This window comes from Bradyrhizobium sp. i1.15.2, from assembly GCF_040548425.1.
Classification (GTDB): Bacteria; Pseudomonadota; Alphaproteobacteria; order Rhizobiales; family Xanthobacteraceae; genus Bradyrhizobium; species Bradyrhizobium canariense.
In genome coordinates, this window is sequence record NZ_JBEPRQ010000019.1 from 111,262 (window position 1) to 135,958 (window position 24,697).

Annotated in this window: 24 protein-coding genes; 19 read left to right on the plus strand and 5 right to left on the minus strand. The window is 60.7% G+C overall.

Annotated elements, in window-relative coordinates; translation table 11 throughout:
* The first annotated feature begins 3 nt into the window (after window positions 1-3).
* The 7 genes from ABIB80_RS27685 to ABIB80_RS27710 all read left to right on the plus strand — a co-directional run bounded on the left by ABIB80_RS27685 (window position 4) and on the right by ABIB80_RS27710 (window position 4,722).
* Window positions 4-1,023 carry a TAXI family TRAP transporter solute-binding subunit gene (locus tag ABIB80_RS27685; protein WP_354128824.1) on the plus strand — a complete coding sequence of 340 codons (1,020 nt, stop codon included), beginning with the start codon at window positions 4-6 and terminating at the stop codon, window positions 1,021-1,023.
* Window positions 1,020-1,580, plus strand: a complete 561-nt coding sequence (locus ABIB80_RS27690) for a hypothetical protein (RefSeq protein ID WP_354128825.1) — start codon at window positions 1,020-1,022, stop codon at window positions 1,578-1,580. The genes ABIB80_RS27685 and ABIB80_RS27690 overlap by 4 nt, the downstream gene beginning before the upstream one ends.
* 34 nt (window positions 1,581-1,614) lie before the next feature.
* On the plus strand, window positions 1,615-2,211 hold the full coding sequence (locus tag ABIB80_RS27695; RefSeq protein ID WP_354128826.1) for a DsrE family protein: 597 nt from the start codon (window positions 1,615-1,617) through the stop codon (window positions 2,209-2,211).
* 479 nt (window positions 2,212-2,690) lie between these two features.
* Window positions 2,691-2,987, plus strand: coding sequence for a hypothetical protein (locus ABIB80_RS27700; RefSeq protein WP_354128827.1), 297 nt, complete (start codon window positions 2,691-2,693; stop codon window positions 2,985-2,987).
* Between the two features lie 135 nt (window positions 2,988-3,122).
* The gene (locus ABIB80_RS39460) at window positions 3,123-3,410 is read left to right on the plus strand and encodes a DUF7662 domain-containing protein (RefSeq protein ID WP_473367095.1); all 288 of its coding nucleotides are present in this window, start codon (window positions 3,123-3,125) and stop codon (window positions 3,408-3,410) included.
* An 896-nt stretch (window positions 3,411-4,306) separates the two neighbouring features.
* Window positions 4,307-4,465 carry a hypothetical protein gene (locus tag ABIB80_RS27705; protein WP_007592914.1) on the plus strand — a complete coding sequence of 53 codons (159 nt, stop codon included), beginning with the start codon at window positions 4,307-4,309 and terminating at the stop codon, window positions 4,463-4,465.
* 98 nt (window positions 4,466-4,563) lie between these two features.
* Complete coding sequence (locus ABIB80_RS27710; RefSeq protein WP_245285881.1) at window positions 4,564-4,722, plus strand: hypothetical protein; 159 nt, start codon at window positions 4,564-4,566, stop codon at window positions 4,720-4,722.
* A 2,682-nt stretch (window positions 4,723-7,404) separates the two neighbouring features.
* On the opposite strand, the gene ABIB80_RS27715 is transcribed toward ABIB80_RS27710, so the two are convergent.
* Window positions 7,405-9,285, minus strand: a complete 1,881-nt coding sequence (locus ABIB80_RS27715; RefSeq protein WP_354128828.1) for a tetratricopeptide repeat protein — start codon at window positions 9,283-9,285, stop codon at window positions 7,405-7,407.
* Window positions 9,286-9,361: 76 nt separating this feature from the next.
* Window positions 9,362-9,580 (minus strand): DUF6894 family protein, encoded by a 219-nt coding sequence (locus tag ABIB80_RS27720; RefSeq protein WP_007592918.1) that lies wholly within the window; start codon window positions 9,578-9,580, stop codon window positions 9,362-9,364.
* 130 nt (window positions 9,581-9,710) lie between these two features.
* On the opposite strand from ABIB80_RS27720, the gene ABIB80_RS27725 reads away from it, so the two are divergent.
* The 12 genes from ABIB80_RS27725 (at window position 9,711) to ABIB80_RS27780 (ending at window position 21,805) form a co-directional block, all read left to right on the plus strand.
* Window positions 9,711-9,833 carry a hypothetical protein gene (locus tag ABIB80_RS27725; RefSeq protein ID WP_007592920.1) on the plus strand — a complete coding sequence of 41 codons (123 nt, stop codon included), beginning with the start codon at window positions 9,711-9,713 and terminating at the stop codon, window positions 9,831-9,833.
* Between the two features lie 150 nt (window positions 9,834-9,983).
* Entirely contained in the window at window positions 9,984-10,958 is a 975-nt protein-coding gene (gene coxB, locus ABIB80_RS27730) for a cytochrome c oxidase subunit II (RefSeq protein WP_354128829.1), read from the plus strand.
* 2 nt (window positions 10,959-10,960) lie between these two features.
* Window positions 10,961-12,868: a cytochrome c oxidase subunit I gene (gene ctaD, locus ABIB80_RS27735; RefSeq protein ID WP_354128830.1), complete on the plus strand. Its 1,908-nt coding sequence runs from the start codon at window positions 10,961-10,963 to the stop codon at window positions 12,866-12,868.
* Entirely contained in the window at window positions 12,865-13,464 is a 600-nt protein-coding gene (locus ABIB80_RS27740; RefSeq protein WP_354128831.1) for a cytochrome c oxidase subunit 3, read from the plus strand. Before ctaD ends, ABIB80_RS27740 begins: the two co-directional genes overlap by 4 nt.
* Entirely contained in the window at window positions 13,461-13,814 is a 354-nt protein-coding gene (locus tag ABIB80_RS27745; protein WP_007592927.1) for a hypothetical protein, read from the plus strand. The genes ABIB80_RS27740 and ABIB80_RS27745 overlap by 4 nt, the downstream gene beginning before the upstream one ends.
* A complete protein-coding gene (locus tag ABIB80_RS27750) occupies window positions 13,802-14,722 on the plus strand; it encodes a cytochrome c oxidase assembly protein (RefSeq protein ID WP_219680097.1) in 921 nt (306 codons plus the stop codon). Before ABIB80_RS27745 ends, ABIB80_RS27750 begins: the two co-directional genes overlap by 13 nt.
* 72 nt (window positions 14,723-14,794) lie before the next feature.
* Entirely contained in the window at window positions 14,795-15,586 is a 792-nt protein-coding gene (locus tag ABIB80_RS27755; RefSeq protein ID WP_007592930.1) for a GlcG/HbpS family heme-binding protein, read from the plus strand.
* Window positions 15,587-15,694: 108 nt separating this feature from the next.
* Complete coding sequence (locus tag ABIB80_RS27760; RefSeq protein ID WP_354128832.1) at window positions 15,695-17,551, plus strand: methanol/ethanol family PQQ-dependent dehydrogenase; 1,857 nt, start codon at window positions 15,695-15,697, stop codon at window positions 17,549-17,551.
* Window positions 17,535-18,374, plus strand: a complete 840-nt coding sequence (locus ABIB80_RS27765) for a substrate-binding domain-containing protein (RefSeq protein ID WP_354128833.1) — start codon at window positions 17,535-17,537, stop codon at window positions 18,372-18,374. The genes ABIB80_RS27760 and ABIB80_RS27765 overlap by 17 nt, the downstream gene beginning before the upstream one ends.
* On the plus strand, window positions 18,374-19,009 hold the full coding sequence (locus ABIB80_RS27770; protein WP_219680107.1) for a c-type cytochrome: 636 nt from the start codon (window positions 18,374-18,376) through the stop codon (window positions 19,007-19,009). The genes ABIB80_RS27765 and ABIB80_RS27770 overlap by 1 nt, the downstream gene beginning before the upstream one ends.
* 106 nt (window positions 19,010-19,115) lie before the next feature.
* Complete coding sequence (locus tag ABIB80_RS27775) at window positions 19,116-19,397, plus strand: c-type cytochrome (RefSeq protein ID WP_354128834.1); 282 nt, start codon at window positions 19,116-19,118, stop codon at window positions 19,395-19,397.
* A gap of 5 nt (window positions 19,398-19,402) precedes the next feature.
* Window positions 19,403-21,805 carry a glucose/quinate/shikimate family membrane-bound PQQ-dependent dehydrogenase gene (locus ABIB80_RS27780; RefSeq protein WP_354128835.1) on the plus strand — a complete coding sequence of 801 codons (2,403 nt, stop codon included), beginning with the start codon at window positions 19,403-19,405 and terminating at the stop codon, window positions 21,803-21,805.
* On the opposite strand, the gene ABIB80_RS27785 is transcribed toward ABIB80_RS27780, so the two are convergent.
* From ABIB80_RS27785 to ABIB80_RS27795, 3 genes are read right to left on the minus strand one after another with little or no spacing between them, the layout of a single operon-like run.
* The gene (locus ABIB80_RS27785) at window positions 21,765-23,591 is read right to left on the minus strand and encodes an SDR family oxidoreductase (RefSeq protein WP_354128836.1); all 1,827 of its coding nucleotides are present in this window, start codon (window positions 23,589-23,591) and stop codon (window positions 21,765-21,767) included. The genes ABIB80_RS27780 and ABIB80_RS27785 overlap by 41 nt on opposite strands.
* A complete protein-coding gene (locus ABIB80_RS27790; RefSeq protein ID WP_354128837.1) occupies window positions 23,492-23,938 on the minus strand; it encodes a hypothetical protein in 447 nt (148 codons plus the stop codon). Before ABIB80_RS27790 ends, ABIB80_RS27785 begins: the two co-directional genes overlap by 100 nt.
* A 22-nt stretch (window positions 23,939-23,960) precedes the next feature.
* Window positions 23,961-24,155, minus strand: coding sequence for a hypothetical protein (locus ABIB80_RS27795; RefSeq protein ID WP_083869813.1), 195 nt, complete (start codon window positions 24,153-24,155; stop codon window positions 23,961-23,963).
* Window positions 24,156-24,697: the final 542 nt, after the last annotated feature.

Consider the following 24,697-nt stretch of genomic DNA (forward strand, 5'->3'; position numbering starts at 1 on the left):
TCGATGAAGCAGCTGGTTGGAATACGTTCTTGGTTTCTCCTCATCGTGATAGCCGCTCCGCTTCTGATCATGGGCTGTTGCCTGGCAATGGCCCAGCAGACTCCGCGGGCGCGTGCGGATCATGCAAGGACGGAAATTGCGGCCATGAACGATTGGACTGTTGGAATTGCCGGAGGTCTGCTGGAAGGAGCTCCCATTCGGCTTGCCGCGGAAATGGCGCGAGTGGCCGATGATGGAACGGACCTTCACGTGCTGCCCATCGTCACCCGTGGCGCAACCGAAAACGTCAATTCGCTGCTGTATTTGCGGGGCATTGATGCAGCAATCATCAATTCCGACGCACTTGACGAGTACAAGAGCCAAGTGCCGGACATCCAGCGACGGATCACCTATGTGCTCAACCTGTTTCCATCTGAACTGCACGTATTCGTCAGGCCCGAAATTCAGAGCTTGAGTGATCTGGTCGGAAAGAAGGTCAATTTCAACACCCAAGGTACCGCCGCAGCTTATTCGGGCCCGCTGATTTTCAGCCGGCTTGGGATCGAGGTCGATAAGGCATTCATCCCCCATCAGGTTGCGATGGAACAAATGCGCAGGGGTGAGCTGGCCGCCGTCGTTTTCATAACTTCGAAGCCGGTGGATGCATTCATACGTGGTCGCTGGGATGTCGGCTTCAAGTTCTTGCCGGTCCCCTACGAGAGCAAGTTCGAAGATTATTATCTGCCATCTTGGCTGGACGCAGCTGATTACCCGAACTTGATCAGGCAGGGGGAACGCGTGACGACTATTGCCGTTCCAACCGTGCTGGTCGCTTTCAATTGGCCGATCAAATCCAATCGCTTTCATCGTGTGGCGCGCTTTGTCGACCGCCTGTTCTCGCGGATCAACAAGCTGCAGGAGCCCGGTTTCGATCCGAAATGGAAGTCGATCAACTTGGCGGCGACGGTCCCTGGCCTGACGCGCTTTCCCGCGGCGCAGGCCTGGCTCGATCGTCTGCCGCGTTCGAGCCAGGCGGCACAATGACGTTCACCCTGATCGCTCTCGTCGTGACGCTCGCGATCGCAAATGACCTCGCTCGGGCCCGAGGCGCCGAAGACCCTATGGCGCCGGTTCGCGTCTCTGATCGGCCCGCAAATGGAGCCGGGGCGTGGATCGTCAGCGAGACCACCTCGCCGGTTGATTATTCATCGATGATCAAGGCTACACTACCATCTCAAGGGGGCAGTTCCGACGCAGCAATGAGCCTGTCGATACGGTGTCGCGGCGGCCTGACCGAAGTGTTGCTTGATGGAGCCGGCCTATCGGGCCGCCGCGAGGATTACACCGTCTCCCTGCGCATCAATGATGATCCACCTTTTCAGGTCTCGACAATCACGGCGGCGCGCGGTGTCGCACTTGAAAGCGATGTCGTTCGCCTGTTGCAATCGATCCCCGGCCACAGCGAACTTTCTGTGCATGTGTCACGCCGGACGGGGGCCGGCGCCGGTGCAGTGTTCGCTCTCGATGGTATCGAGAGCGTGCGTGCAAAATTGGCGACAACATGCAAATGGCCACGCGCGATCGCGAAGCCCAACAATTGATCATGAACCTCAGCTTGCTTGGAGAAACAACATAATGCCCAAATTTCCGAAGATTATCACAGCGATGATCGCGACAATCATCTCGCTCCTGGTCGGGCTGTCTAGTTCCGCGGCACAGGAGACTCGCCTGCTCCCGGCACAGCCTAGTTTGCCTGCAGCCTCAACACATGGCGTGGCAAGAACGCACGCGAATTCATCGGCGCGGGCCGCGACGCCAAAACAATTTGAGCTGGCGCGCATCGTGCCATCGTCTGCTGCCAAGAACGAGCACCGCTTAATCCTTCAGGTCAACACAAGCGACTCCGCGTCAATGAATCTTGCATTGAACAATGCACTCAACGTCGCGCAATACTACAAGGAGGTTGGTGAAGGGGTGAAAGTTGAGGTGATTACCTTCGGCCCCGGCCTCCATATGCTCCGCGATGACACGTCGCCGGTGAAAGCACGAATCGAGGAAATGGCTCTGAGCACGCCGGAAGTATCATTCAAAGCCTGTGGAAACACGCAAGAGAAAATGCAAAAGGCCGAAAATAAAGACATTCCGATCGTTGCCCAAGCCCAAGTGGTGAGGTCGGGCGTCGTTAGGGTGATGCAGTTGCAGGAGCAGGGATGGACCTACGTCAAGCCATGAAATGGCGACCAGACAATGCCCTGTCGAGCGGCTAGGTGCCGGCCTGCGGTCGCGACACCCCGATCGAGTGGGTCGCCGCAGCCGATGCAAATTGAACTGGCCTCGATCGGGGACAGATCTATCGCGCGCTATTCACCGGGCAGCGCCAGACCGACTGTCTGATTACGAGAGCGACTTCGGGAGAGGGTTGAGCGAACATCGGTCGTCTCAGTCACTTGCGAGGTCTGGTAGCAATTTTGCGGGGCAGCCCCTGGCCCGCCCATCCTACTCGGCCGCCTGCTAAGGTCGATTGTCCCGTAGCAGCATAGGGTATCGGAGACGCAGGACGGCGCGAACTGTGACGTATGGTGCTTCGATTTACGTCAGTTCTGATGACCTCTTTTTCGAAGGCAAGCGATTAAATTCCAGTGGATTTTATTTTGTTAACGCGTCAGATTTCTAGACTTAAAGCGAGTCGATTTTACGTTGGGGAATGTTAAATGGCAAAACCTGCCGTTTCCCGTAATACCTTTCGAGGGTTATTCGCTTTTTATGCGAAAGCTGATCACAAGCACGACGGCGATTATTGTGTGCTGAAGCTGTTTGGATCCGCTCAAAACATTCCTGATCCGCCGCTACAGCAGTGGTCGCACCAGGCTGATCTACCCGGCGCGGAAGCCATCGCCAGCACACTGGAGCCGCGCACCCGCGAGATCGTGAATGGTCGTAAATGCTATGACCACGCCAGCGACTTTCTCCACGTGCTGCTGAGAGACCTAGAGCTAAGGGAACACTAAAGAGGCGTCGCTGCGTCAGGCTCCGCGAGGTCTTGCAGACCTGAATGATAATGCCTTTTGCCTCCGCGCTCTATATGCACCAGACTGCTATTCCAATGCCGGGCAGCCGGCCCATTTTGTCGATATAGTGCTCGCATGCCGAGGTCGATTTACCAGCCATTGCATGAAAGGCTGCGAACGGAGAACGGTCAAAGTCTCCGCCTGACCTTTTCAGAAATTGAAGCGATCTTGGGGAAGCCTCTGCCGAGATCGGCCTACACCTTCACTGCGTGGTGGAGCACTCTGAAGAGAGCAGGTCCTCAAGCGAGAGCGTGGATATCCGCTGGTTATCGTGTCCGGGTCTCAATGAAGCACCGCATCGTCGAATTCTATCGTTCTGATGTGAACGCCAATGATCGTCATGGAACGCCCTGGCTGCATTGAAGCTTCCCATGATGGCGGACCTATCAACTTCGGTGTTCGGGACCAACTGCGAGAACACGCTGGCGCAGAATCAAGTTGCAACTTCAGGGCCGCAGCGAAAACTGCTGCGGCCCTGTTTTTGAGCGGAAGCCGCGAGCCGGATGCTCCGGAACGTGGCGAGAAAAATCTAATGGGAACGCTGCGCGATGGCCCTAGGCCGCATGAGGGTTGACGATGGTGTACCCTCGCAGGGAGCGCGGGTGAATTCGCGTTGCGTGCCCACCTGAGTTGGCATCGTACGCCTTCCAGATGTCACCGGCGATGTGCCGTTCAAGGACGAAGACGTGTCCACGTCGCGCGGCAACCATTCCCGGTGCTGGCGAGGTGCGGGGAAAGCGCAGCCAATTGGCTGCGAGGTTCAGTTCCGGTACTACCCGACCAAACACTCGGATCGCCGCACCACATCCGCAGAACGATCGAGGGCAACCGGCCGGACGACCGCTGACGATCTCACTACTTAAGGCCCCTGAGCTGGCCCGTAGGCTAGCAACGGCACCTCGCTGCAGGCGCGGTGCCGGTCTCGTGTATCTCTGCGCCTGCACCAGCGAAGATGAAAAGTCGCATGGCATAATCACGTTGCATTCAGGTGGCGAAGCGGCGCGCAAGGGGCGTGCTTCAGAAGAAATGGATGTCACAAAAGCGAGCAATAAAGCTACGACTACTCGATTGAACATGCAGGACTCCGGGTTAATAGCCCTGCCCCGACGCGCAGAAAGCGCGTTGTAATTTGGCGAAATTAAGCCACTGAAACAGAATTAAATGAAATTTTGAGACCAAATTAAATCGAGACGGGAACGTTTCGATTTGCCTCGAGTCGTGCTTGCGCGACCGGTCCCTTATTGTTCGTGGATCGACAGATGGAAAAGGCAGTCGCCTACGCAATCTCAGCGGCCCTCGTAGGTATCGGTGTTTTGATACTGGTCGTCGGCCTGTCCTCCAGCTCGCCCGCTCTGTGGGTGGTGGTCGCACTCGTGCCGATCACGATCGGGATCGTGAGCGCTTTTGGCCCCGTGTAAGGATGGGGAAAACGGCCGATGGGTCAGATCGTCTGCATTTTCCGAATCGGGCCTCTGTGCACGCTCTCAACTGGTTTCAGATTTACGGATACACGCGCGTGAGCCATTTCGTCTCTATGCTTCTGCTTGCCCTCGCCCTGACGCTGACCTTGTGCTTCGGGGTGGCAGCCTGGCGCGTTTCGGCCGGCAATGACGTCGAGATCACCGCAACGATTCCGCATGAGGAATACGGATGGAGAGCGAGGTCGAAGAAGTGAATGCCTTGGGCTCGCCTTCGGCTACATCCTGCGAGGATGAACATTGATCTTGACGAATCGCGAATGAGTGAAGGCTGCCCGGCGGCTCCGACTGTTACTGCCTCGAGCTCACCAGCAAGCATTTAGGACCGCGGGTCGTCCGTTCGCAACATAGCGATCAGGTTCGCGATCATTGCCTCCAGGTGCGGCAGGCATCGCAGGGCTCAGCGGCGTCGAGGTCGGTCACGTGCCAATATTGGACCCGGTCCGCGACGGCCAGAAAGCTGCGTTCGACCATCGATCGATGCTCCGCCTCTTTCAATCGTATGACAATATCTGCTTGCCGGCAGTCAGCTGAGGCGCACGGCTGCGGAAGTTCATCGACATGGCAGCTCCCAACACAACCAGACATAACAACGGGATGGCCTAATATCGCACCAAGCTGTCGCCTCACGCCTCGCCGCGGTAGCTAGTTCGTTCGTGCTGTCGCATCATCCTCATCTCTGATAAGCTGGTGAGACTGGCGCAAACTAGGGTACGGTGGGCACCACAATCAACTCCTTCCAACTCTCTCGATGAATTCCAACGCGGCTGGGGCAATGTCATCGAACTCGACAAAGCAGCGGCGCAGTTCATCTGCAATCTCTACAGTTACATCACGGGACCAACCCTCTACCGTGTTGAAGACTACGATCCGAGCAGGATGCTTGTATTGGCCTTCCATTATTTGGCGCATCAGCGTCGCTCGACTAGCGTCCTCTTCGGAGGTTTCGCTCCAGGCACGTCCGAGCCCACCTCCGAAATCCTCAAGCACAATATAGACGTCACGTGGATATGGATGGGGCACGATGGACGGAGACTGAGGCATGATTCCGAAATCCCGAAAATACCGTTCGATTTAATTTTCGATATTAAACTAGATTAAAGATATAATTTCAACCTCATTTATAGTCGTCCGGCTGCGCTTTCGATCGGTCGACACTGCTTATCGATCGACCACTCCCCGGCGCACGTGCTCATGGAGGCGACGAAGAAGCGAGCCGTGAGGTAACGGCGACGGCGATGGCAGCCCCAACGGCAAGGACGACAAACATTTTCGGGGGCACGGCAGGCGGAACGGCTCGCCGGTTACCAAATTTTCCCAACGCCCATCCCCAAGTGGGTAATGCAGTCGGCCCAAGCTTTCCCCGTTGCCCCGCGGGCCTGGAGCTCATTTTCGTTCGGCTTGGAACGACTTGCCGATTGCCAAGTTTTCCCGGGCCCTCCCCAAGGGGCGACTGCCTTCGCCAAGGCAGCTCAACAGCCCCAGCTTCATCCGCCCCGAGGCTGGGTCCTTTTGCTGTCTGGATAGCTGCAGACTCAGGAGGGCGTTGATGCAGGGTTATCGCTCGGTCCTTCTTGTCCAACGGTTGAACGACCTCGTTTGTCAACTGTCAGAGCTGGAAGATCTCCGGCTTAAAGTCAAAGAGGCGGAGCGAAGCGCCTCGGCTGTACCTGCATTGCGGTCGCCTCCGAGCACTCGATCGCAGCGACGGCGAGCCGCGGGGGAGCAGACCCCCGAGGACTGACTGGAACCCGATCTAACCTGCGTTAGTGAACGAGGTAGAGACTGTGCAGCTCGACTGCCCTGAAGGGAGTGAACTTCACTGTCCTCCCGCGGTGAGGCTTGAGCAAGGTGCTGCACATTTCGCATTTAAGTGTCTACCGCCCGGGCCGTTGCTATCTTCGGCTTTCTCGCGCGCGACAACGCGCTCGAGCGGTCGATGGGCGCAAGCGTGCATTAACGGACTAGCTGGGTGCGCAGGCCGCACGCGACAGCAATAGCGATGAGGCAGCGTGGCGTCTGAAGCCTTGCCGCACGCTGATGTTCGTCACGGAGCCGGCGAACTCGACCAAAAGCAGGACCAGGACTTACGTGATAACTGCGTCATGCTGCTCGATCGGGCAGGCTGAGACTTGCTGACGATTTGCGACATCACTGGGCATTCAAACCGAAGTGCGCAGACCATCGTGAAGCACTACCGCGCCCGCAATGCGGCTCGCGCCGATTCCGGCATCCACAGGCTTGAATTGCAGGTGCGGAAGAAAGGCATGAAGAGCTGAACGCAGACCGGTATGGCTCGTGTTACAGTAGTGGATGGGCTTCGGTCCTAATTATCCGCCTCGTCGCACGGCGTGCGACGTACGACCATTAAGAGCGTCGTACGAGACCCGGTTTGGTCTGCCGAGGAGTTTAAAAGAGCCCTTGCGGGCCAATTTCTTAAGGATGGTGGGCGCACCAAGGGCTCGAACCTCGGACCCGCTGATTAAGAGTCAGCTGCTCTGAGAAACTTCGCTGGTGGATTCACCCACTGTGAAAATCGGAAGCCAGGCGCGCTAGCTTCTGCAGACGTCAAATTGCCTCAAGGCGTGATCGCCCACGCTTGCCGTCAATGTATTCTTCTTGATCTCCCGGTGCACACGTCGTGCACGCGCCGCCTTCTAACCAACTGAAAATACTGAACTCTCGGTCCAATCCATCATGGGGGCCACGGAAAAGCGATCGTCGTAATATTTTAAACGCCTAACTCACATTCGATAAGGTGAAACATGAGCGTGTGCCCTCATGTCTTGAAGCGGCTCGCACGCATCCTTCGCCTGAACGGGTGGCCAGTTCAACCGGAATAAAAATCACGGCGGGCAAGAGAGAGCATTGCTATCCGCCTAACGAAAAGGGTTCTCGAACGCCGCGGATGCCTGGAATCCTTCGAATAAAAAGGTCCGAAGTCTGAGCTCGCTTCGCACTTGGTCGAGCACCTCTCGCCAATCTCGGGATGACGTCTGTCGAAACAGGCGCATGGTCGGATACCAAGGGCTATCGTCGCGGTCGAGCAACCAGCGATAATCCGGAGTGTAAGGTAACAGAACCCATGTCGGCCGTCCTAGCGAGGCGGCGAGATGTGCAACACTGGTGTCTACCGCGACAACGAGATCAAGACACTTGATTAAGGCCGCAGTCTCTACGAAATCGGTTAGGTCGTCACTGAAGTCGAGAAGCCCCGGGCGCTCTTGCATAGCCTTTCTGTCGTTCGATCCCGGATCCTTCTGGAGGCTGACGAAGGTGGCGCTGACATCCAGGACACTTGAGAGGGTTCGCAATGGTATCGATCGATTGTAATCGTCAAGATGCTCCGGGTTTCCTGACCATACTAGCCCCACGCGAAACTTGTGATGAGGGCCGAGTCGTTCTTTCCAAGCGCGCACACGAGCTCTTGGCGGATTGGGAAGATACGAGATAGCAGACGGGATAGACTCCAACCTCGTCTTGAGCGACAACGGCAAGCTCATGATTGGGCAATGAAAATCGAAGGCCGGCAGGTGACTACTCGCCGACAAGGGAATGCACTGAGCAATGCCCGAAAAACGCGACAAGAGAGAATGCAGCGCATCCTGAACGACAAGGATAATTTGAGCGCCTAGCCTCGCCACCATAGGAACGTAGCGGACGAACTGAATTGTATCCCCTAAGCCTTCATCCGCAGCGATCAAGATCGTCTTGCCTTCGAGACTCTCGTTTCCAAGCCAAATGGGCTGCTGGACTTTTGCATAGTCCCCTCCAAGAGTAGAACTCTTCCAACGCACCTCGCGGCCAGTCCAACCTGCCTCGAAGTCTCCCATTAACAAATGAAGATGCGCAATTCCCAAATCTGCTATGACGTCGTTTGGATCAGAAGCTTTTAGGCGATCATAAATCGCGAAAGCCTCCTCGAATTTATGCATCTTGGTCAGCGCGACCGCCTTATTGTGAAGCGCATCTCCGAAGTTTGATTGAAGCTCCAAGGCCCGGTCGAACCATTGCAATGATTCCTCATCTTCCTTCAAAAATCTTAGTGCAATACCGAGATTATTGCAGATGTTGGCGTTGTCGGGGTCGAGTTCATACGCATCGCGGCAGATCGCTAGTGCGTCCTCGAACCGCTTCAAGCCGTGCAGCAATGCCGCTCTCTGTTGCAGGGTTGGAAGGTGATTTGGCCGCAACTGGTTGCATATGTTGATATATGAAAGCGACTCCTCGGTTCGCCCCAGTTGATGGAGAAGGATCCCACACTGGTTCGCAGCCTCCCAATATTGTGGACTGAGCTTGAGCGCGTGCTGAAAGCTGATCAGAGCGTCGCCAGGTCGTTCCAGTTTCACCAGGGTCTGGCCGTGAGACAGCCACAGACTGGGATCGTCTAATCCCAGCTCGAGCGCCTTATCGAAGGCCTTCAGCGCCTCGTTGTGATCTCCTTGCGACAGAAAGGCGATTCCAAGGCTGAGGAAGTATACTGGCTTGGGATCCTGTCGTATTGCGCCAGAAATCCACTGGTGTGCGTGGTCATAGCGCTTGACCTGTTGGGATAGTAAACCCATCAAGTGGAGCGAGTCTGCGTGGTTGGCGTCCAGTGCAATAGCCTGGCGGCAACAGACCTCCGCGTCGCGAAATTGTCCGGCTCGCATGTGGACGAACCCAGACTCAAAAAGCGCAGCGACCGGTGTGGTAGAATCTGCGCGGCCTTTGGATTTGCGAGATTCTCGAGCAGCAGCCCGGCGTTCCTGACGATTCATGGCGCGTTCAGAGCGAGATTCCCAAAAGCAACCTTTAGGTGATTCGATGCAATCTGTGCACCGTCTTGGATGGTCTTCAGTGCAGGACATCCAGGGGCACTTTCCCGATCTCCTCACCCTCCTCGTTCGTGACCAGGATGGAAAAATGACGATTCCTGAGTTCGGGACGCTCCGCAAGAAGTCTCCTCGCGATCTCCTCGGCAACATCCAGCGCCATGATGTCGTCGGGTAATTCAGCACCTCCCTCGTCTGCAACGGTCTTGGAGTCGACCAGATCGAAATGATAGCGCGGCACGTGAACCCTCAAATTCGTCGCAGGAGCGCGCGATCTCGAGTCTTCGTTCCGGCGCTCGCATGTCAACCCCCGGCAGACCCGCAGGAACCCTCAGGCGCATCGCGGCATTGCTGCGTTTTGGAGCCAACAAATGCTTGGACAGCTGCGCGTGCTTGCCCAGCCGGGCGCGGTCATCGCCGGTCTCGCCGTCCTGCTGCTGATGGCCGCTGGCGACGCGGCGATCGTGATCGCCGTGAAGGGCTGGCCATTCTAGCCCGATGATCGATGTCGGACATGTCCTTCTTCGGCCAACCGTTCCGGTTAGCGCATAGGAACCTTTGTAGGCCTGCCCGGTTCCGCCTGTGAAGCGGAGTGCGACAAAGCGTCAATGCAGGTCTGGGTGCGAAGGCTTCTGGTGTTGTGCATGACCTGGCCGCTTGCTGCGTGCGCGGGCCAGCAGTCGGCGCTTGACCCTCAAGGGCTGCAGTCTGAGCAGATTCGGCATACGCTATTCATCTTCCTCATTGTCGCGGCGATCGTCTGGACCGCCGTCGTCATCGTTCTGGGCCTGGGGCTATTACGCCGGAATCGCACAGCCGATCAGCCGCTGGACCTCCACCAGCCCTTCGAACAACGCTCCGGGCGCGTCGTCCTGGCGCTTGGGATTGCGACCACCGTCGTCGTGCTCGGTCTCTCCTTCGTCAGCTATGCCGGACAACGCACCGTCTTCGCCAAGGACGAGAATGCCCTCACGTTGAAGATCATCGGCCATCAATGGTGGTGGGAGGTTCGCTATGAAGCCGACAGTCCGCACCAGAGTTTCGTGACCGCCAACGAGATCCGGATCCCGACCGGCCAGCCGGTGAAAGTCGAGCTGGAATCCGCCGACGTGATCCACAGCTTCTGGGTGCCCAGCCTGACCGGCAAGATGGACTTGATCCCCGGGCAGAAGAACGAGCTGCAATTCACGGCGAAGAACGCGGGCATCTATCGCGGGCAATGCGCCGAGTTCTGCGGGATCCAGCACGCCCATATGGCGTTCGCCGTGATCGCGATGTCGCCCGACGAGTTCGGGCGCTGGCGCGATCATGAAAACCAGAGCGCGAACAGCCCTACCGATCAACTCGGCAAGCAGGGTGAAGCTCTGTTTCGAGGACGCGGCTGCGCATTGTGTCACAACATCAGCGGTACGATGGCCGGCGGGCAGCTGGGTCCGGACCTCACGCATATCGGCAGCCGCACGACGATCGCGGCGGGAACGTTGCCGAATACGTCGGCCACGCTCGGCGCCTGGATCGCCGATCCCCAGCACATCAAACCCGGCAATCTGATGCCGAAGATGCCGCTGCAATCGGACGAAATGATCGCGATCATTCATTATCTGGAGCAGCTCAAGTGAGCATGGCCGCTGAACCAAATGAGTTGCGGGACGACGTCCTGAACGGCCTGCAGCTTTCGATGCAGCTCGAGCGGGTGTGGCGCACGCCGTCTGGACTTGTCGGTGCGCTCATGTCGGTCGACCACAAGGTCGTTGGACGCCGCTATATCCTGACCGCATTCGCCTTCCTGCTTCTCGGCGGCATTCTCGCGATCCTGATGCGTGTTCAGCTTGCCGGGCCGGAGAAGACGTTTCTCTCCGCCGACAAGTACAATCAGGTCTTCACGATGCACGGCTCGACGATGATGTTCCTGTTCGCCGTCCCGGTCATGGAGGCGTTCGCCGTCTATCTGGTGCCGTTGATGGTCGGCACGCGTAACATCGCGTTTCCGCGCCTGAATGCCTTCAGCTATTGGATGTTTCTGTTCGGCGGTTGCTTTCTGTGGATCTCGTTCCTGTTCAACGTCGGTCCCGATGTCGGCTGGTTTTCGTACGTTCCCCTCTCGAGCCTGCAGTTCACACCGACGAAGCGGGCCGATGTCTGGGCACAGATGATCACCTTTACCGAGGTCGCGGCGCTCGCAGTCGCCGTGGAGATCGTCGTCACCGTGTTCAAGCTCCGCGCGCCCGGCATGACGCTCGACCGCATTCCCCTGTTCGTCTGGGCCATGCTGGTGACGGCCTTCCTTGTGATGTTCGCGATGCCGTCGATCATGGTCGCATCGACGTCACTGATCCTTGATCGGCTCGTCAATACGCGCTTCTACGACTCCTCATCGGGTGGGCATCCCCTGCTCTGGCAGCATCTGTTCTGGTTCTTCGGCCATCCCGAGGTCTACATCATCTTCATCCCGGGTACGGGAATGGTCTCGGCGATCCTCGCGACGTTCGCGCGGCGGCCGGTGATCGGCTATCCCGTCGTGATCCTCTCCTTGATCGCGACCGGCTTCCTGTCGTTCGGCCTCTGGGTCCACCACATGTTCGTCACGGGCCTGCCCCAACTCGGCGCGGCCCTCTTCACGGCCTCCAGCATGCTGATCGCGGTGCCGAGCGGGCTGCAGATTTTCTGCTGGCTGGCAACGCTCTGGGATGGACGTCCGGTGTACCGGACGCCGCTGCTGTTCGTGATCGGCTTCATCGTCATCTTCGTGCTCGGCGGGTTGTCCGGCGTGATGGTCGCCTCGGTGCCGATCGACACCCAGGTGCACGACACCTATTTCGTCGTGGCCCACTTCCATTATGTCCTGATCGGCGGCGCAGTCTTCCCGCTGGTCGGCGCGGTCTACTATTGGTTTCCCAAGATCGCAGGCCGCATGCTGAGCGAAAGACTCGGACGCTGGAATTTCTGGCTGGCCTTCATCGGCTTCAACGTCGCCTTCTTCCCGATGCACATCCTTGGGCTGATCGGAATGCCGCGCCGGGTCTACACCTATACCGCCGACATGGACTGGGCGCACCTGAACCTCGTGTCCAGCGGCGGTGCTCTCGTTTTCGCGTTTAGCTTCGCGGTTCTTCTGGCCAATGTGATCTACAGCCTTCGCAAAGGCGCGCTTGCAAGCGACAATCCCTGGAATGCCTCGACGCTGGAATGGGCGACCTCGTCGCCGCCTCCGCCGCAGAACTTCGACCGCATTCCGGTTGTCAAGCACCGCGATCCGCTGTGGGCCGATAGCGAGAGCCTGTCTGTGGTCGCGGGTCTGAGTGCCGAGCGGCGCGAGGTCCTGCTGACCTCGCTTGCGGAAGCCGAGCCCCAGATCCGCGAGGCTTCGCCCGAGCCGAGCATCTGGCCCCTGCTCACAGCCATCGCAACGACGATATTCTTCATCGGATCGATCTTCACGCCTTGGGCGGTGCTCTGGGGCACGCCGCCGATGGCCGTGACTTTGATCGGCTGGTTCTGGCCGAGCGGCAGCAAGGAGGACGAGGAGTGAGACAGACCATCGTCCACGACGTCTCGGACCTGCCGACTTACGGCTACGGCCCGCGCAGTGGCCCGTGGTGGGGCGCCATGGGTTTCATGGCCCTCGAAGGCATGGGCTTTGCCGTTGCAATCGGCGCGTACCTTTATCTCTACGCAGTTAACCCGAGCTGGCCGATCGGAGCCTCCCCGCCGGATCTCTGGCCGGGGACGGTCGAGACCGTGATTTATGTGTTGAGCATCATTCCCAACGAGTTCACCAACCGCGCCGCGCACCGCCAGGATATCGCGAAGGTGCGGATCGGTCTCATCGTGATGGCCCTGATCGGCATCGCGCTCCTAGTGCTGCGCGGCTTCGAGTTCGCACATCTCAACACCCGCTGGGACAATTCAGCCTACGGCTCGATCGTATGGCTCATTCTGGGGCTGCACACGACCCACCTTGCCACCGATGTCGGCGACACGGTCGTGCTGGCAGTGTTGATGTTCACGCGTCATGCGAAACCGCGCCGGTTCAGCGACGTGACCGACAACGTGTTTTATTGGAACTTCGTCGTGCTCGCCTGGCTGCCGCTCTATGTCTTGCTGGATTGGGTGCCACGCCTATGACCGCAACCGATCAACAATCCAGACTGCTCTACTGGGCCGGCGTTGCGCTTGGGCCCATCGCGTGGGGTATCAATTTGCAGGGCGCCTACGTGCTCGCGCACTTCTCCTGCGAACAGACCAGGATCAGCGGCACGATCATGAGTGCGGTTCTGGCTATCGTCGCCCTCGCAGGCACTGTCATATCGGCCCGCGCGGTTCGGCGCGGCGCGGGGGCTGAATGGGCCGATGCGCGGGGTGGCGGGCCACGAACGTTCATGGCCTGGCTTGGCGTCGGCTCCGGCGTGCTGTTTGCGTTGGTGATTGCGAACCAGTTCGCCGCCTCGCTCATGATCAGCCCATGCCTGCGCTGAGCCTTGCAGCACTGCTGCTTGCGCTGCTCGCGGGACCGGCCGCCGCGCACGGACTATCGGAGGTCGATCCCGGCTCGCTGTGGAGCTACGATCCCTGGCTCATGGCCCCGCTCTATGCCGTCGGTATCGCCTTCTATGTCGGAACGCAGCGGCTCTGGCATCATGCGGGCGGCGGCCACGGCGTCAGCTTCCGCCAGGTGGCCGCATTCTGGACCGGATGGCTGGTGGCCGCGCTCGCCGTGACCTCGCCGCTGCACTGGCTCGGCGAGCGTCTGTTCACCGCGCACATGGTCGAGCACGAACTCCTGATGGTGGTCGCGGCACCGCTGATGGCGTTCGCCCGGATCAATGGTCCGCTGCTGTGGAGCCTCCCGGCCCGGCTCCGCCCTGCGGCGGGTCGCGTGCTCAATCTGCCGATACTGGCGTGGCCGTGGCGGCTTGTGAGCCATCCGATGAGCGCGACCATCCTCCACGGCGCAGCGCTCTGGGTCTGGCACGCACCGCCCTTGTATGCGTGGGCGCTCGAGAATACGGCGATCCATCGTCTCCAGCACATCAGCTTCTTTGCAACCGCGCTGTTGTTCTGGTGGGTGCTGCTGCATGGCCGCGGTCAGGGCCGCAGCACACGAATTCGCGATGGCATCGCTGTCGCTTGCCTGTTCATCACGATTTTGCATTCGGGGGTGCTCGGCGCTCTGCTGACCGTGTCGCCGCGGCTTTGGATCCCAGGCCAGGGCACCCTCGCCGGTGAATTCGGCCTTTCGGCACTTGAGGACCAGCAACTCGCCGGCATCCTGATGTGGGTGCCCATGGGCATACTCTATACCGGCGCGGCTTTGTTCTTCGCTCACCGGTGGCTGATCGCAAACGGTGGGGGGACGCGCCTGCTCCTTCAACATCCGGGCTGAGCGACGCTGCATAGGAACCGCAACTTCTCTTCGAACGTTCGCCTGCCGACTGCGACACTCCACGGAGGCCACATGGAAAAACGATCGCTCATAGCGGCAACGGCTATCCTCACCGCGACATTCGTGATGCCTGCAGTCTTGAACGCGCAGGATCAACCCCGGCCGGGGGTGTCGTGCCCGGTCGACCATGACAAGCTCGCGGATATCCTCAAGAAGAGTGTCAAGCCGGGCGGCGGCCCGAGCAACGGAGGTCTCGACAACAACGAATGGGCTGCCGTCGTCAATCGGCAGGGCGTCGTCTGCGCAATTGCCTACAGCGGCGGCAAGGTCGACGACCAGTGGCTGGGCAGCCGAGCCATCGCGGCCGAGAAGGCCAACACGGCGAATGCGTTCAGTCTAAAGGACAAGGCGATGGCGACGGCCAATCTCTATGCCGGTGCGCAGCCCGGCGGGTTCCTGTTCGGCGCGGCACTCGGCAACCCGCCGTCTCCGGAAGCCTTGTACACCGGATCTCCGGACAACTTCGGCACGGCCCAGGATCCGATGGTGGGCAAGCCGGTCGGCGGCACCATCGTGTTCGGAGGCGGGCTGGCGCTCTATGACGGCAACGGCGTGGCCGGGGCGCTGGGTGTGAGCGGTGACAGTTCCTGCGCAGATCACAATGTGGCCTGGCGCGTGCGTCACCAGCTCGGGCTCGACCGCGTGCCGGCCGGCGTCAGCCCCAACATGAAGGACGCGATCATCTTTGACATCGGACCTGACGGCAAAAGTCCGTCTGGATTTGGTCACCCGAAGTGTAACGGCAAGGAAGATCAGATCGCAGTCGACCTCGGCGCCGGCGTATCCGGCAACGTCGTGAGATAGCTCGTCGATCTCACCATTTTGGAACCAAGCGAAGGCGGAACGTTTGTAGGTTCGTAAACCGGCCTGCAACGCAGCACGGTCTCGTCACTGCCGTGGAGATCTTTACATATGTTAGTGCGTGGTCTCACGCGTTTGCTGGGCCTGTTTCCGGGCATCCTTTGTGCTCTTTGCGCCAGTTGCGCGGTGCTGTCGTCCGCGTCAGCACAGAGCGATCTCGCCAACCGCATGAAAGACCCGGCCCAGTGGCCGATGGCGGCGCGCGACTACGCCAACACGCGCTACAGCGAACTCGACCAGATCAACGCCTCCAATGCATCGCGGCTGCAGCTCGCATGGACGTTCTCGGTCGGCGCCGATCGCGGCCAGGAGGCGGCGCCGCTCGTGATCGACGGCACCATGTATGTGGTCGGCCCCTATGCGGGCCCCTACCCCAACCGTGTGTTCGCACTCGATGCCACGACCGGTGAATTGAAATGGTCCTATGCGCCGAAGCCGGAGCCCGCTGCCGCGGGCGTTGCCTGCTGCGACGTCGTCAATCGCGGACTCGCTTTCGACAATGGCAAGATTTTCCTCAACACGCTCGATAACCATACCGTCGCCATCGATGCCAAGTCCGGCAAGGAGCTGTGGCACACGAAACTCGGGGAGATCAACAAGGGCGAAACCATCACGATGGCTCCCGTGGTGGTGAGGGGCAAGATCCTTGTCGGCAACAGCGGCGGCGAGATGGGCGTGCGCGGCTGGGTCACCGCACTCGACGAGACCACCGGCGCGATCACGTGGCGCGCCTATTCGACAGGTCCCGACAAGGACGTGCTGATCGGAGACGATTTCAAGCCGTACTACGACAGCCTGAAAGGCAAGGATCTCGGCGTGAAGACCTGGCCCGCCGACCGCTGGCAGATTGGTGGCGGCACAGTCTGGGGCTGGATCTCCTACGATCCCGAGCTGAACCTGATCTACTACGGCACGGCCAACCCTAGCCCCTGGAATGCGAACCAGCGCAGCGGCGACAATCTCTGGAGCACGACAATCTTTGCCCGCGATCCCGATACCGGTCGCGCTAAATGGGCCTACCAGATCAACCCGCACGATCTGTTCGACCACGACGAGATCAACGAGAACGTGCTCGTCGAGCTCGAACTGAACGGAAAGCCGCGCAAGGTTCTCATCCACCCCGGCCGCAACGGCTATATGTACGTCATGGACCGCGCCACCGGCGAGGTGATCTCGGCGGACGCGTATGACTTCGTCAACAGCTACAAGGGCGTCGATCTGAAGACCGGCAAGATTATCCCGAACGAGGAGAAGACGCCGCTTGTCGGCAAGACGGTCGAGAACATCTGCCCGAGCGCGCCGGGCGCCAAGGATTGGCAACCGACGGCGTGGTCGCCGCGCACAAAACTCCTCTATGTGCCCCATCAGCATCTCTGCATGAACTTCAAGGCTTCTCAAGTCGGCTACATCGCCGGGACGCCCTACGTCGGTGCAGACGTAGACATGTATGCCGGCCCCGGCGGCTATCGCGGCGAGTTCATGGCCTGGGACCCGATCGCGCGCAAGAAAGTCTGGGAGATTCACGAGAAGCTGCCGGTCTGGAGCGGCGCGCTGGTCACAGCAGGCGATGTCGCCTTCTACGGCACCATGGATCGCCTGTTCAAGGCAGTGGATGCCAAGGACGGGCACGTGCTCTGGCAATTCCGTGCCGGCTCCGGCTTCATCGGCCAACCGATCTCCTATCGCGGCTCCGACGGACAGCAATACGTCGCGATCCTGTCGGGCGTCGGCGGCTGGCCGGGCGTCGTCGCCAATGCGGAGGTCGATCAGCGCGTGCGCAACGCCGCACTGGGCTTCACCGGCGCCACGCAGGATCTGCCCTTCTATACCGCGGGCGGGAGTGAGCTGCTGGTATTCAAGCTCGGCGGCGCGAATGGTGAGGACACCAGCCATGCGCCTTCCAAGTAATCGCCTCGGCTTCACCCTTGGGCTTCTTCTCGCGTTCGCGACCACGGCTGCGCCGGCCACGGAGGGCGGGCTTCGCGTCTGTGCCGATCCCAACAATCTGCCGTTCTCGAACAGCGCCGAAGCAGGATTCGAGAACAGGCTAGCGGCCATGGTGGCCGAGCATTTAGGCCTGCAGGTCTCCTACACCTGGTGGGCGCAGCGCCGCGGCTTCATCCGCAACACACTGAAATCCGGCAGATGCGATGTCGTCATGGGCGTGCCGTCCGGCTATGATCTCGTCGAGACGACCAGGCCCTATTATCGCTCGAGCTACGTGTTCGTCACGCGGCAGGACCAGCACCTTGACCTTTCGTCCCTGCTCGATCCGCGCTTGCATCACCTCGCGATCGGCGTGCATCTGATCGGCGATGACGGCAACAATCCCCCGCCGGCGCAGGCGCTCGGCGAACAGGGCATCGTTGATAATGTTCGCGGGTATTCCATCTACGGTGACTATCGCCAGGCCGATCCGCCCGGGCGCCTGATCGAAGCCGTCGAAAGCGGCAGCCTCGATGTCGCCGCCGCATGGGGGCCGCTGGGCGGCTATTTCGCGCAGCGCTCTCCGGTGCCGCTGACGGTTACGCCGATCAGGGATTACGAGCGCTTTGCGCCCCAGCAATTCCAGTTCGCCATCGCGATGGGCGTGCGCAAAGGTGACCACGCCCTGCGCGACCGACTCAATGCCTTCATCGACGAGCACCGATCCGAGATCAACGCCTTGCTGCGAAGCTACGGCGTACCTCTGGTCGAGCTGCCGGTCACGGCATCGGGAGGACATGAGTGATGTCTGGTCCAGTACTGCGCGCGAGCGCCCTATCGTTGCTGCTGGTGGTCGTGCCGAATGGCGCGGGGCTGGCCCAGCAGACTTTGCCGCAGTCGCAGGAGGCGCAGATGCCGACGCTGTCTCCCCGCCCGAATTTCGGTGGCAGCGTCGGCAATGGCAGGCCCGGCGTCTTCATGCAGGTCCCGGTCAGTCACCTCCATCCCGGCGCGCAGCCGGACCCGCCGCAAATCAAGAATCCCGTGCAGGGCGATCCCAATGCGGAGCAGCGCGGGATGACCTACTATGTCAACTTCAACTGCATCGGCTGCCACGCACCCAATGGCGGCGGCGGCATGGGTCCGGCACTGAGCAACAACAACTTTACTTACGGCTCGCAGCCCGAGAACATCTTTCTCTCGATTTACCAGGGGCGGCCGAACGGAATGCCAGCCTGGGGCGGCGTATTGCCCGACAGCGTGATCTGGGATCTCGTCACTTATATCGGTAAGATCAGCAACGAGCCGAGCCACCAATGGGGCCGCACCTTTTCTGCGAATCTGCCATCGCCCGAGGTCGAGCAAGTCCCGAGCGAGCAGGTCTCGACGACCGATCCCTGGTCTGCCACCAAGTCTTTCAATTTCGGCCAGAAGCCCTGATCGGCCGAGCGGAGCAGCGATGGTGAATCCGATCACGAGATTGCTAGTCACTGCACTCCTGGCTACCGCTACCGCCGCCTGCAACGCTGCGGGCCCGGACAATTTCATGGGCGACGCGCGCCGTGGCGCCGACCTCGTCAAGCAGTACCACTGCGGCGGCTGTCACGATATTCCTGGTATCGCCGGCGCCGAAGGCAATGTCGGCCCACCCTTGCATCGGATCGGCACGCGAAGCTACATCGCCGGCTACATCCACAATTCGCCGGATAACATGGCCGACTGGATCGAGGATCCGCAGCGGGCGTTGCCGGGCAATGCCATGCCGCGAATGGGCATCCCGCAGAAGGACGCGCGGGACATCGCGGCGTTTCTCTATACGCTGAAGTGACCATCATGACATCGACGCATCGTTCAACGAACTGGTTCCGTGAGGCGCCATTGCTGGCCATCACCATTGTGGTCGTCGCCATCATGGGATTGGGCCTCCTGGCTGGCGGTGCCTGGCTCGCGGCCCTGGGTGGCTCGGTCTATTATCTGATCGCGGGCATCATGCTTCTGCTCACGAGTTGGCTGCTCGCGCGCCGTCGCGCCGAGGCGCTCTGGACCTATGCCGCGCTGCTGGCGGGAACGATGGCCTGGGCGATCTGGGAAGTGGGTTTCGATTTCTGGTCGCTGGCGCCGCGCGGCGATGTGCTCGTGCCGCTTGGCCTGTGGCTAATGCTGCCCTTCATTGCCTCCCGCCTAGCGCCTCGCTTGCGCGCAGCGCGATGGGCGCTTGGCCTTGTGTTGATAGCCGCAGCCATCGTCGTCGGCATTTCCTTGACGAGTGATCGCCGCGATCTTGCCGGCACGATACCTGAGGGCGAAACAACCGGGGCCATCGCGGCTCCCGAACCGGACCAGCCCGCTGCCGCCGGGCAGAACTGGACGGCCTACGGCGGCAGCGCCTTCGGTACGCGCTTCTCGTCGCTGAGCCAGATCACCAAGGACAACGTCGAGAAGCTCAAGCTCGCTTGGGAATTCCGCACCGGTGACCACAAGGGCCCTGATGACCCCGACGAGATCACCAACCAGGCAACGCCGCTCAAGGTGGGCGATCTCCTCTACACCTGCTCGCCGCACCAGATCGTGTTTGCGCTCGAAGCCGCGACCGGAAGATTGCGCTGGAAGTTTGACCCGCAGGTCCAGCACAACAAGGCGTTCCAGCACATGACCTGCCGCGGCGTATCCTATCACGCGACCATGCCCGGCGCGGTAACTGCCGACGGCACGCCGGCGCCGAGCGATTGTGCGGCGCGCATTTTCGTCCCGACCAACGACGGACGGATGTTCGCGCTCGATGCGCAGAGCGGCTCGCCTTGCGAGAGTTTTGGCAACCAGGGACAGATCGATCTCAAGCAAGGCAGCGAGATCCAGACGCTCGGCTTTTACGAGGGCACCTCGCCACCCGTCGTCACGGACAAGGTGCTGATCGTCGGCGGCGCGGTGATCGACAACTATTCCGATCGCGTGCCGTCGGGCGTCATTCGTGGTTTCGATATCTATTCCGGACGGTTGATCTGGGCGTTCGATGCCGGCAACTCCGATCCGAACGAAATGCCTTCGGCCTCGCATCATTTTACAGCCGGTTCACCCAATTCGTGGAGCATTTCGGCGGTCGACGAGAAGCTCGGGCTCGTCTATGTCCCGCTCGGCTCGAGCTCTCCGGATATCTGGGGCGGCGGCCGTTCGCCCGAAAACGAGCGCTACGATTCGGCGTTGATTGCCCTCGATCTCATGACCGGGAAACTGCGTTGGTCGTTCCAGAATGTGCACCACGATCTCTGGGACATGGATATGCCGTCACAGCCCAGTCTGGTCGATTTGCACTCTAACGGCGGCGTGACGCCTGCGATCTACATCCCGGCCAAGACCGGCGACATCTTCGTGCTCGACCGCCGCGACGGGCGTCAGTTGGTGCCCGCACCGGAGAAGCCGGTGCCGCAGGGCGCCGCGAATGGAGATCGGCTATCGCCGACCCAGCCTTTTTCGGAATTGAGCTTCCGCCCCTCCGGCAAACTCACGGACGCGCAGATGTGGGGCAGCACGATGTTCGACCAGCTCGCCTGCCGGATCAAGTTCAAGCGCCTGCGCTATGAGGGGCCGTTCACGCCGCCGTCTGAACAAGGCACGCTGGTGTTTCCCGGAGACTTCGGCATGTTCGAATGGGGCGGCATCGCCGTCGATCCACAACGCCAGATCGCGATCGCGAACCCTCAATCGATTCCCTTCGTCTCGCGGCTCGTGGCGCGCGGGAAGGACAATCCGGCCGCGCCGAATGCGGCGCATCCACCAGGAACCGAGCTGGGTGTGCAGCCGATGTACGGCGCCCCCTACGGCGTTGATCTCGGCATTTTCCTCTCACCGCTCGGCATCCCCTGCCTTGCTCCGCCATGGGGCAACATCGCAGCGATCGATCTGAGGTCGCACAAAGTGGCCTGGCAACATCGCATCGGCACGATCCGCGATCAGGCCCCGCTGCCGCTGCCATTCAAGCTCGGCGTTCCCATGCTGGGCGGTCCGATCGTCACCGCGGGCGGCGTCATCTTCATCACGGGAACGATGGATGACTATATCCGCGCGTTCGACGTTCGCGATGGCAGACAGCTTTGGCAGGACCGCCTTCCTGCCGGCGGCCAGTCGACGCCGATGACCTATGAGGCCGGCGTCAAGCAATACGTCGTCACGGTCGACGGCGGCCACGGCTCGTTCGGAACTAAACTCGGCGATTACGTGCGGGCCTACGCGCTGCCCTGATCTGCCTCGGCAGGACTTGTTTGTGCTTGGCGACGCCTTGTCCGGATCTGCCGGCGCGACGCGCAACTGCTGAAGCCAGGAGAGCCACGCCCGCAGCTAGTCCCAGTACCGCGAGCCCCTGACTGATGACATCGGCAGGTGGAAGCTGCTTGCGTGACAGCCAACCGCCATCGACCGCCGTGCCCTGCGGACCAGCTTCGATCATGGTGCCCTCACTGCTCTTTGCGGGGCGCGCGCGCGACAGCAGGTAGCGGAAGGCGGCCCCCACCATGTTCTCGGTAATCTGCGGAGCCATCGCGTAGGCAATTTGGCCGGCACGAGCCGGCCAGCCCACGGCGACTTCGTCACGGGGTGCGCGAACGAGGCTCACGAACGTCTCGGCAACGTCCTCCGGCTGATACAGCAGCGGACCGGGATCGAGCGTTCGGCCGGACATGTTGGCGCCGTGGACGAAGCCCGGCGTGTCGACCATGGCCGGGAAGACACCGCAGACATGGATGTTGCGGTGAGCCCTGAGCTCCTGACGCAGGCTCGCGGTGAAGCCCCGCAGGCCGAACTTGCTCGCGGTATAGGCCGCAGCAAAGGGCGTCGGCGCCCAGCCGCCGAGCGAGATGTTGTTGATCAGGATGCCGCGGTTCTGGCGGAGAAAGATTGGAAGCACCGCGAAAGCGCCATGCATGGTGCCGAGGAGATTGACCTCGATCGTTCGGCGATGAAGCGCGATATCCGCGTCCTGATAGGCCCCGAAAACGCCGGTGCCGGCGTTGTTGATCCAGACGTCGATGCCGCCGAACGCGTCTTCGGCCTCTCGGGCCAGGCGCTGCACCGCCTCTGCATCGGTGACATCGGTCGGGATCGCCAATGCGCGGCCTCCGAGCGCCTCGCATTCGGCGGCGAGGCTCGTCAGGACTTCAGCACGGCGTGCCGCCAGGACCACGCTTGCGCCCTTGCCGGCGAAGGCCAGCGCCGTAGCACGCCCGATTCCGCTCGAGGCACCGGTTATGACGACGCGCGTGCCAGTCATTTGCCGCGGCTCAGATCCGGAGCCGCCCGCCGGAAGCAGCCAGTGCAGGGATCGCCGAAGGCGCTCGGTTCCGTTCGCTTCGAACCAGTCCCCATGCGCGAAGATCACCCGCTCCGGCGACAGCCGTATGAGCCGCTCGGCTGCGGACCGCACCGAACGGCCGCCGAGGCGCAGCAGCAGTCGCAGATAGACTGGCGCCATTCCGTTTGGCTTGGAAATGCCGAGGAGGTTTGCCGCGGCCTCGTTTGGCGCGCTGAGATCGTTGGGATCGAGATTTTGCACGAGATCCGTCAGGATCAGTGTCCGGCTGCGCTTGTCGAACAGCTCGATCTCGGAGAACATCGGAGCGTTCACCGAGACGGCTTCGAGATCGGGCCTCCATTCCTCAGGCGTCGTGTCTCCGATCTCTCTGTCGATACGGATGCGTGCTGCTCGAATTTGCCTGCGCGCCGCAAGGCCGCGCGCCGCGAACGTTGTCACCTGCGGCAGCTCCCTCTGCCACTCGGACAGGAACATCCAGTGCGCGATATTCGGCGCGAGCAAATACTTTATCGCGCCTAGCCGCTCCAACTCACCGCGGAGGGCCGGCGAATATCTCACCGGCGAATGCAGCACGAGATCGCCGTTCGACAGCCGAATGACGGTCATGCGCACCGGGAGTTTCAGACCCGTGGCGCTGATCGGCGCGTCGTCCACGACCCAGATATCGTCCGTCGCTCGCGACAGACGGGCCGTCGACAACGTGGAGTCGGAACTTTGCATGAGCGTCTTCCATCACAAGGCGTTTGCTCAAGCTTCGGGAGCGACGCTCGTTCCTCGCTAGGAGGCCCGAGCCTGCTTGCGGGCGTTGCGTCGGCCGGACGAGCTTCCATCAGATCAAGTACCGCGCGGCCCTTGTCCGTGATCCGCCACCCGCCATTTGTCCGATCGATCAGCCCTTGCGAAAAGATGTCCAGCCCCGGCACCCGCCCGGCAAGCCGCCGGGTGCGCTCGGTCCAGTCGCGACCGCTGGTCGCTAGAATGGCCATATCCCGCTTGAGATCCTCCATGACGGCGAACCCATCCGGGTAGCTCACCAGGATCTTGAGGACCGTCACTTGGAAATTCACCCCCGCCCCCACATGACCGTCGTCACATCGTCGGGACTTCTGAGAGAGCATTGCGGGCCGCTTGTTTGAGGCAATCCGCAGAGATGTCACCCCTGCTTGCAGTCTCCAGAAGCTTCGAGGCTACGCGGGTCCTGGCGCCGATCTCACAGCGTGGAACACCTTCACACACCTCATCGAGAACGGTGCGCAACAACGCCTTGGTCGCGGTATCGATCATGGAAAGCCCCAGCGGAAAGTTCACGGTAGAGCAATGGCTCCGGCCTGTGATTCAACATTGTTAATGATTTGAGAAATTTACGGGTCTGGCCACCCACCACCCTGGCGGTCTCGGGGTTGCCGAGTGCGCGACCTTCCTGCCTGGCATTGTGCGCGAGGTCGTGGAACCTCCCTCGCCAGCGGGCGGGCCGGATATTCCGACGGCGCAAGACCTGTCTCCGTCGATCGCGAGAATCGGATCATCCAGATCGATCCCCCGTGAAAACCATCACGCGCCTGCGGCGGATCAATCCGGGCCTGGTCTTTCAGCGGATCGCTAGGCGTGCCAGTCAGCATGGGTGATAGCAAACCGCGCAGTTTCGCGTCCTCGCGGCGCAAATCGCCCGAGCTTTGCTTGGTCATTCCACCTCTTGTCCAAGAGGGCGCAGGGAAGGCCGGGTGCCGGCTGGCACCCGCGGTCCGCTGCGCGAAAATGGTGCGCAAGGAAACCGCACAGCAGCATACAGGTGGTGCCAATCACTCGGCCTTCCCTGCGCGATGGTT

Excerpts from the sequence above, each read along its gene's own strand:
- ABIB80_RS27685 (WP_354128824.1), top strand. The coding sequence starts at position 4 with ATGAAGCAGCTGGTTGGAATACGTTCTTGGTTTCTCCTCATCGTGATA.
- ABIB80_RS27690 (WP_354128825.1), top strand. The coding sequence starts at position 1,020 with ATGACGTTCACCCTGATCGCTCTCGTCGTGACGCTCGCGATCGCAAAT.
- ABIB80_RS27695 (WP_354128826.1), top strand. The coding sequence starts at position 1,615 with ATGCCCAAATTTCCGAAGATTATCACAGCGATGATCGCGACAATCATC.
- ABIB80_RS27700 (WP_354128827.1), top strand. The coding sequence starts at position 2,691 with ATGGCAAAACCTGCCGTTTCCCGTAATACCTTTCGAGGGTTATTCGCT.
- ABIB80_RS39460 (WP_473367095.1), top strand. The coding sequence starts at position 3,123 with ATGCCGAGGTCGATTTACCAGCCATTGCATGAAAGGCTGCGAACGGAG.
- ABIB80_RS27705 (WP_007592914.1), top strand. The coding sequence starts at position 4,307 with ATGGAAAAGGCAGTCGCCTACGCAATCTCAGCGGCCCTCGTAGGTATC.
- ABIB80_RS27715 (WP_354128828.1), bottom strand. The coding sequence starts at position 9,285 with ATGAATCGTCAGGAACGCCGGGCTGCTGCTCGAGAATCTCGCAAATCC.
- ABIB80_RS27725 (WP_007592920.1), top strand. The coding sequence starts at position 9,711 with ATGCTTGGACAGCTGCGCGTGCTTGCCCAGCCGGGCGCGGTCATCGCC.
- coxB (WP_354128829.1), top strand. The coding sequence starts at position 9,984 with ATGACCTGGCCGCTTGCTGCGTGCGCGGGCCAGCAGTCGGCGCTTGAC.
- ctaD (WP_354128830.1), top strand. The coding sequence starts at position 10,961 with ATGGCCGCTGAACCAAATGAGTTGCGGGACGACGTCCTGAACGGCCTG.
- ABIB80_RS27745 (WP_007592927.1), top strand. The coding sequence starts at position 13,461 with ATGACCGCAACCGATCAACAATCCAGACTGCTCTACTGGGCCGGCGTT.
- ABIB80_RS27750 (WP_219680097.1), top strand. The coding sequence starts at position 13,802 with ATGCCTGCGCTGAGCCTTGCAGCACTGCTGCTTGCGCTGCTCGCGGGA.
- ABIB80_RS27755 (WP_007592930.1), top strand. The coding sequence starts at position 14,795 with ATGGAAAAACGATCGCTCATAGCGGCAACGGCTATCCTCACCGCGACA.
- ABIB80_RS27760 (WP_354128832.1), top strand. The coding sequence starts at position 15,695 with ATGTTAGTGCGTGGTCTCACGCGTTTGCTGGGCCTGTTTCCGGGCATC.
- ABIB80_RS27765 (WP_354128833.1), top strand. The coding sequence starts at position 17,535 with ATGCGCCTTCCAAGTAATCGCCTCGGCTTCACCCTTGGGCTTCTTCTC.
- ABIB80_RS27770 (WP_219680107.1), top strand. The coding sequence starts at position 18,374 with ATGTCTGGTCCAGTACTGCGCGCGAGCGCCCTATCGTTGCTGCTGGTG.
- ABIB80_RS27775 (WP_354128834.1), top strand. The coding sequence starts at position 19,116 with ATGGGCGACGCGCGCCGTGGCGCCGACCTCGTCAAGCAGTACCACTGC.
- ABIB80_RS27780 (WP_354128835.1), top strand. The coding sequence starts at position 19,403 with ATGACATCGACGCATCGTTCAACGAACTGGTTCCGTGAGGCGCCATTG.
- ABIB80_RS27785 (WP_354128836.1), bottom strand. The coding sequence starts at position 23,591 with ATGCAAAGTTCCGACTCCACGTTGTCGACGGCCCGTCTGTCGCGAGCG.
- ABIB80_RS27795 (WP_083869813.1), bottom strand. The coding sequence starts at position 24,155 with ATGATCGATACCGCGACCAAGGCGTTGTTGCGCACCGTTCTCGATGAG.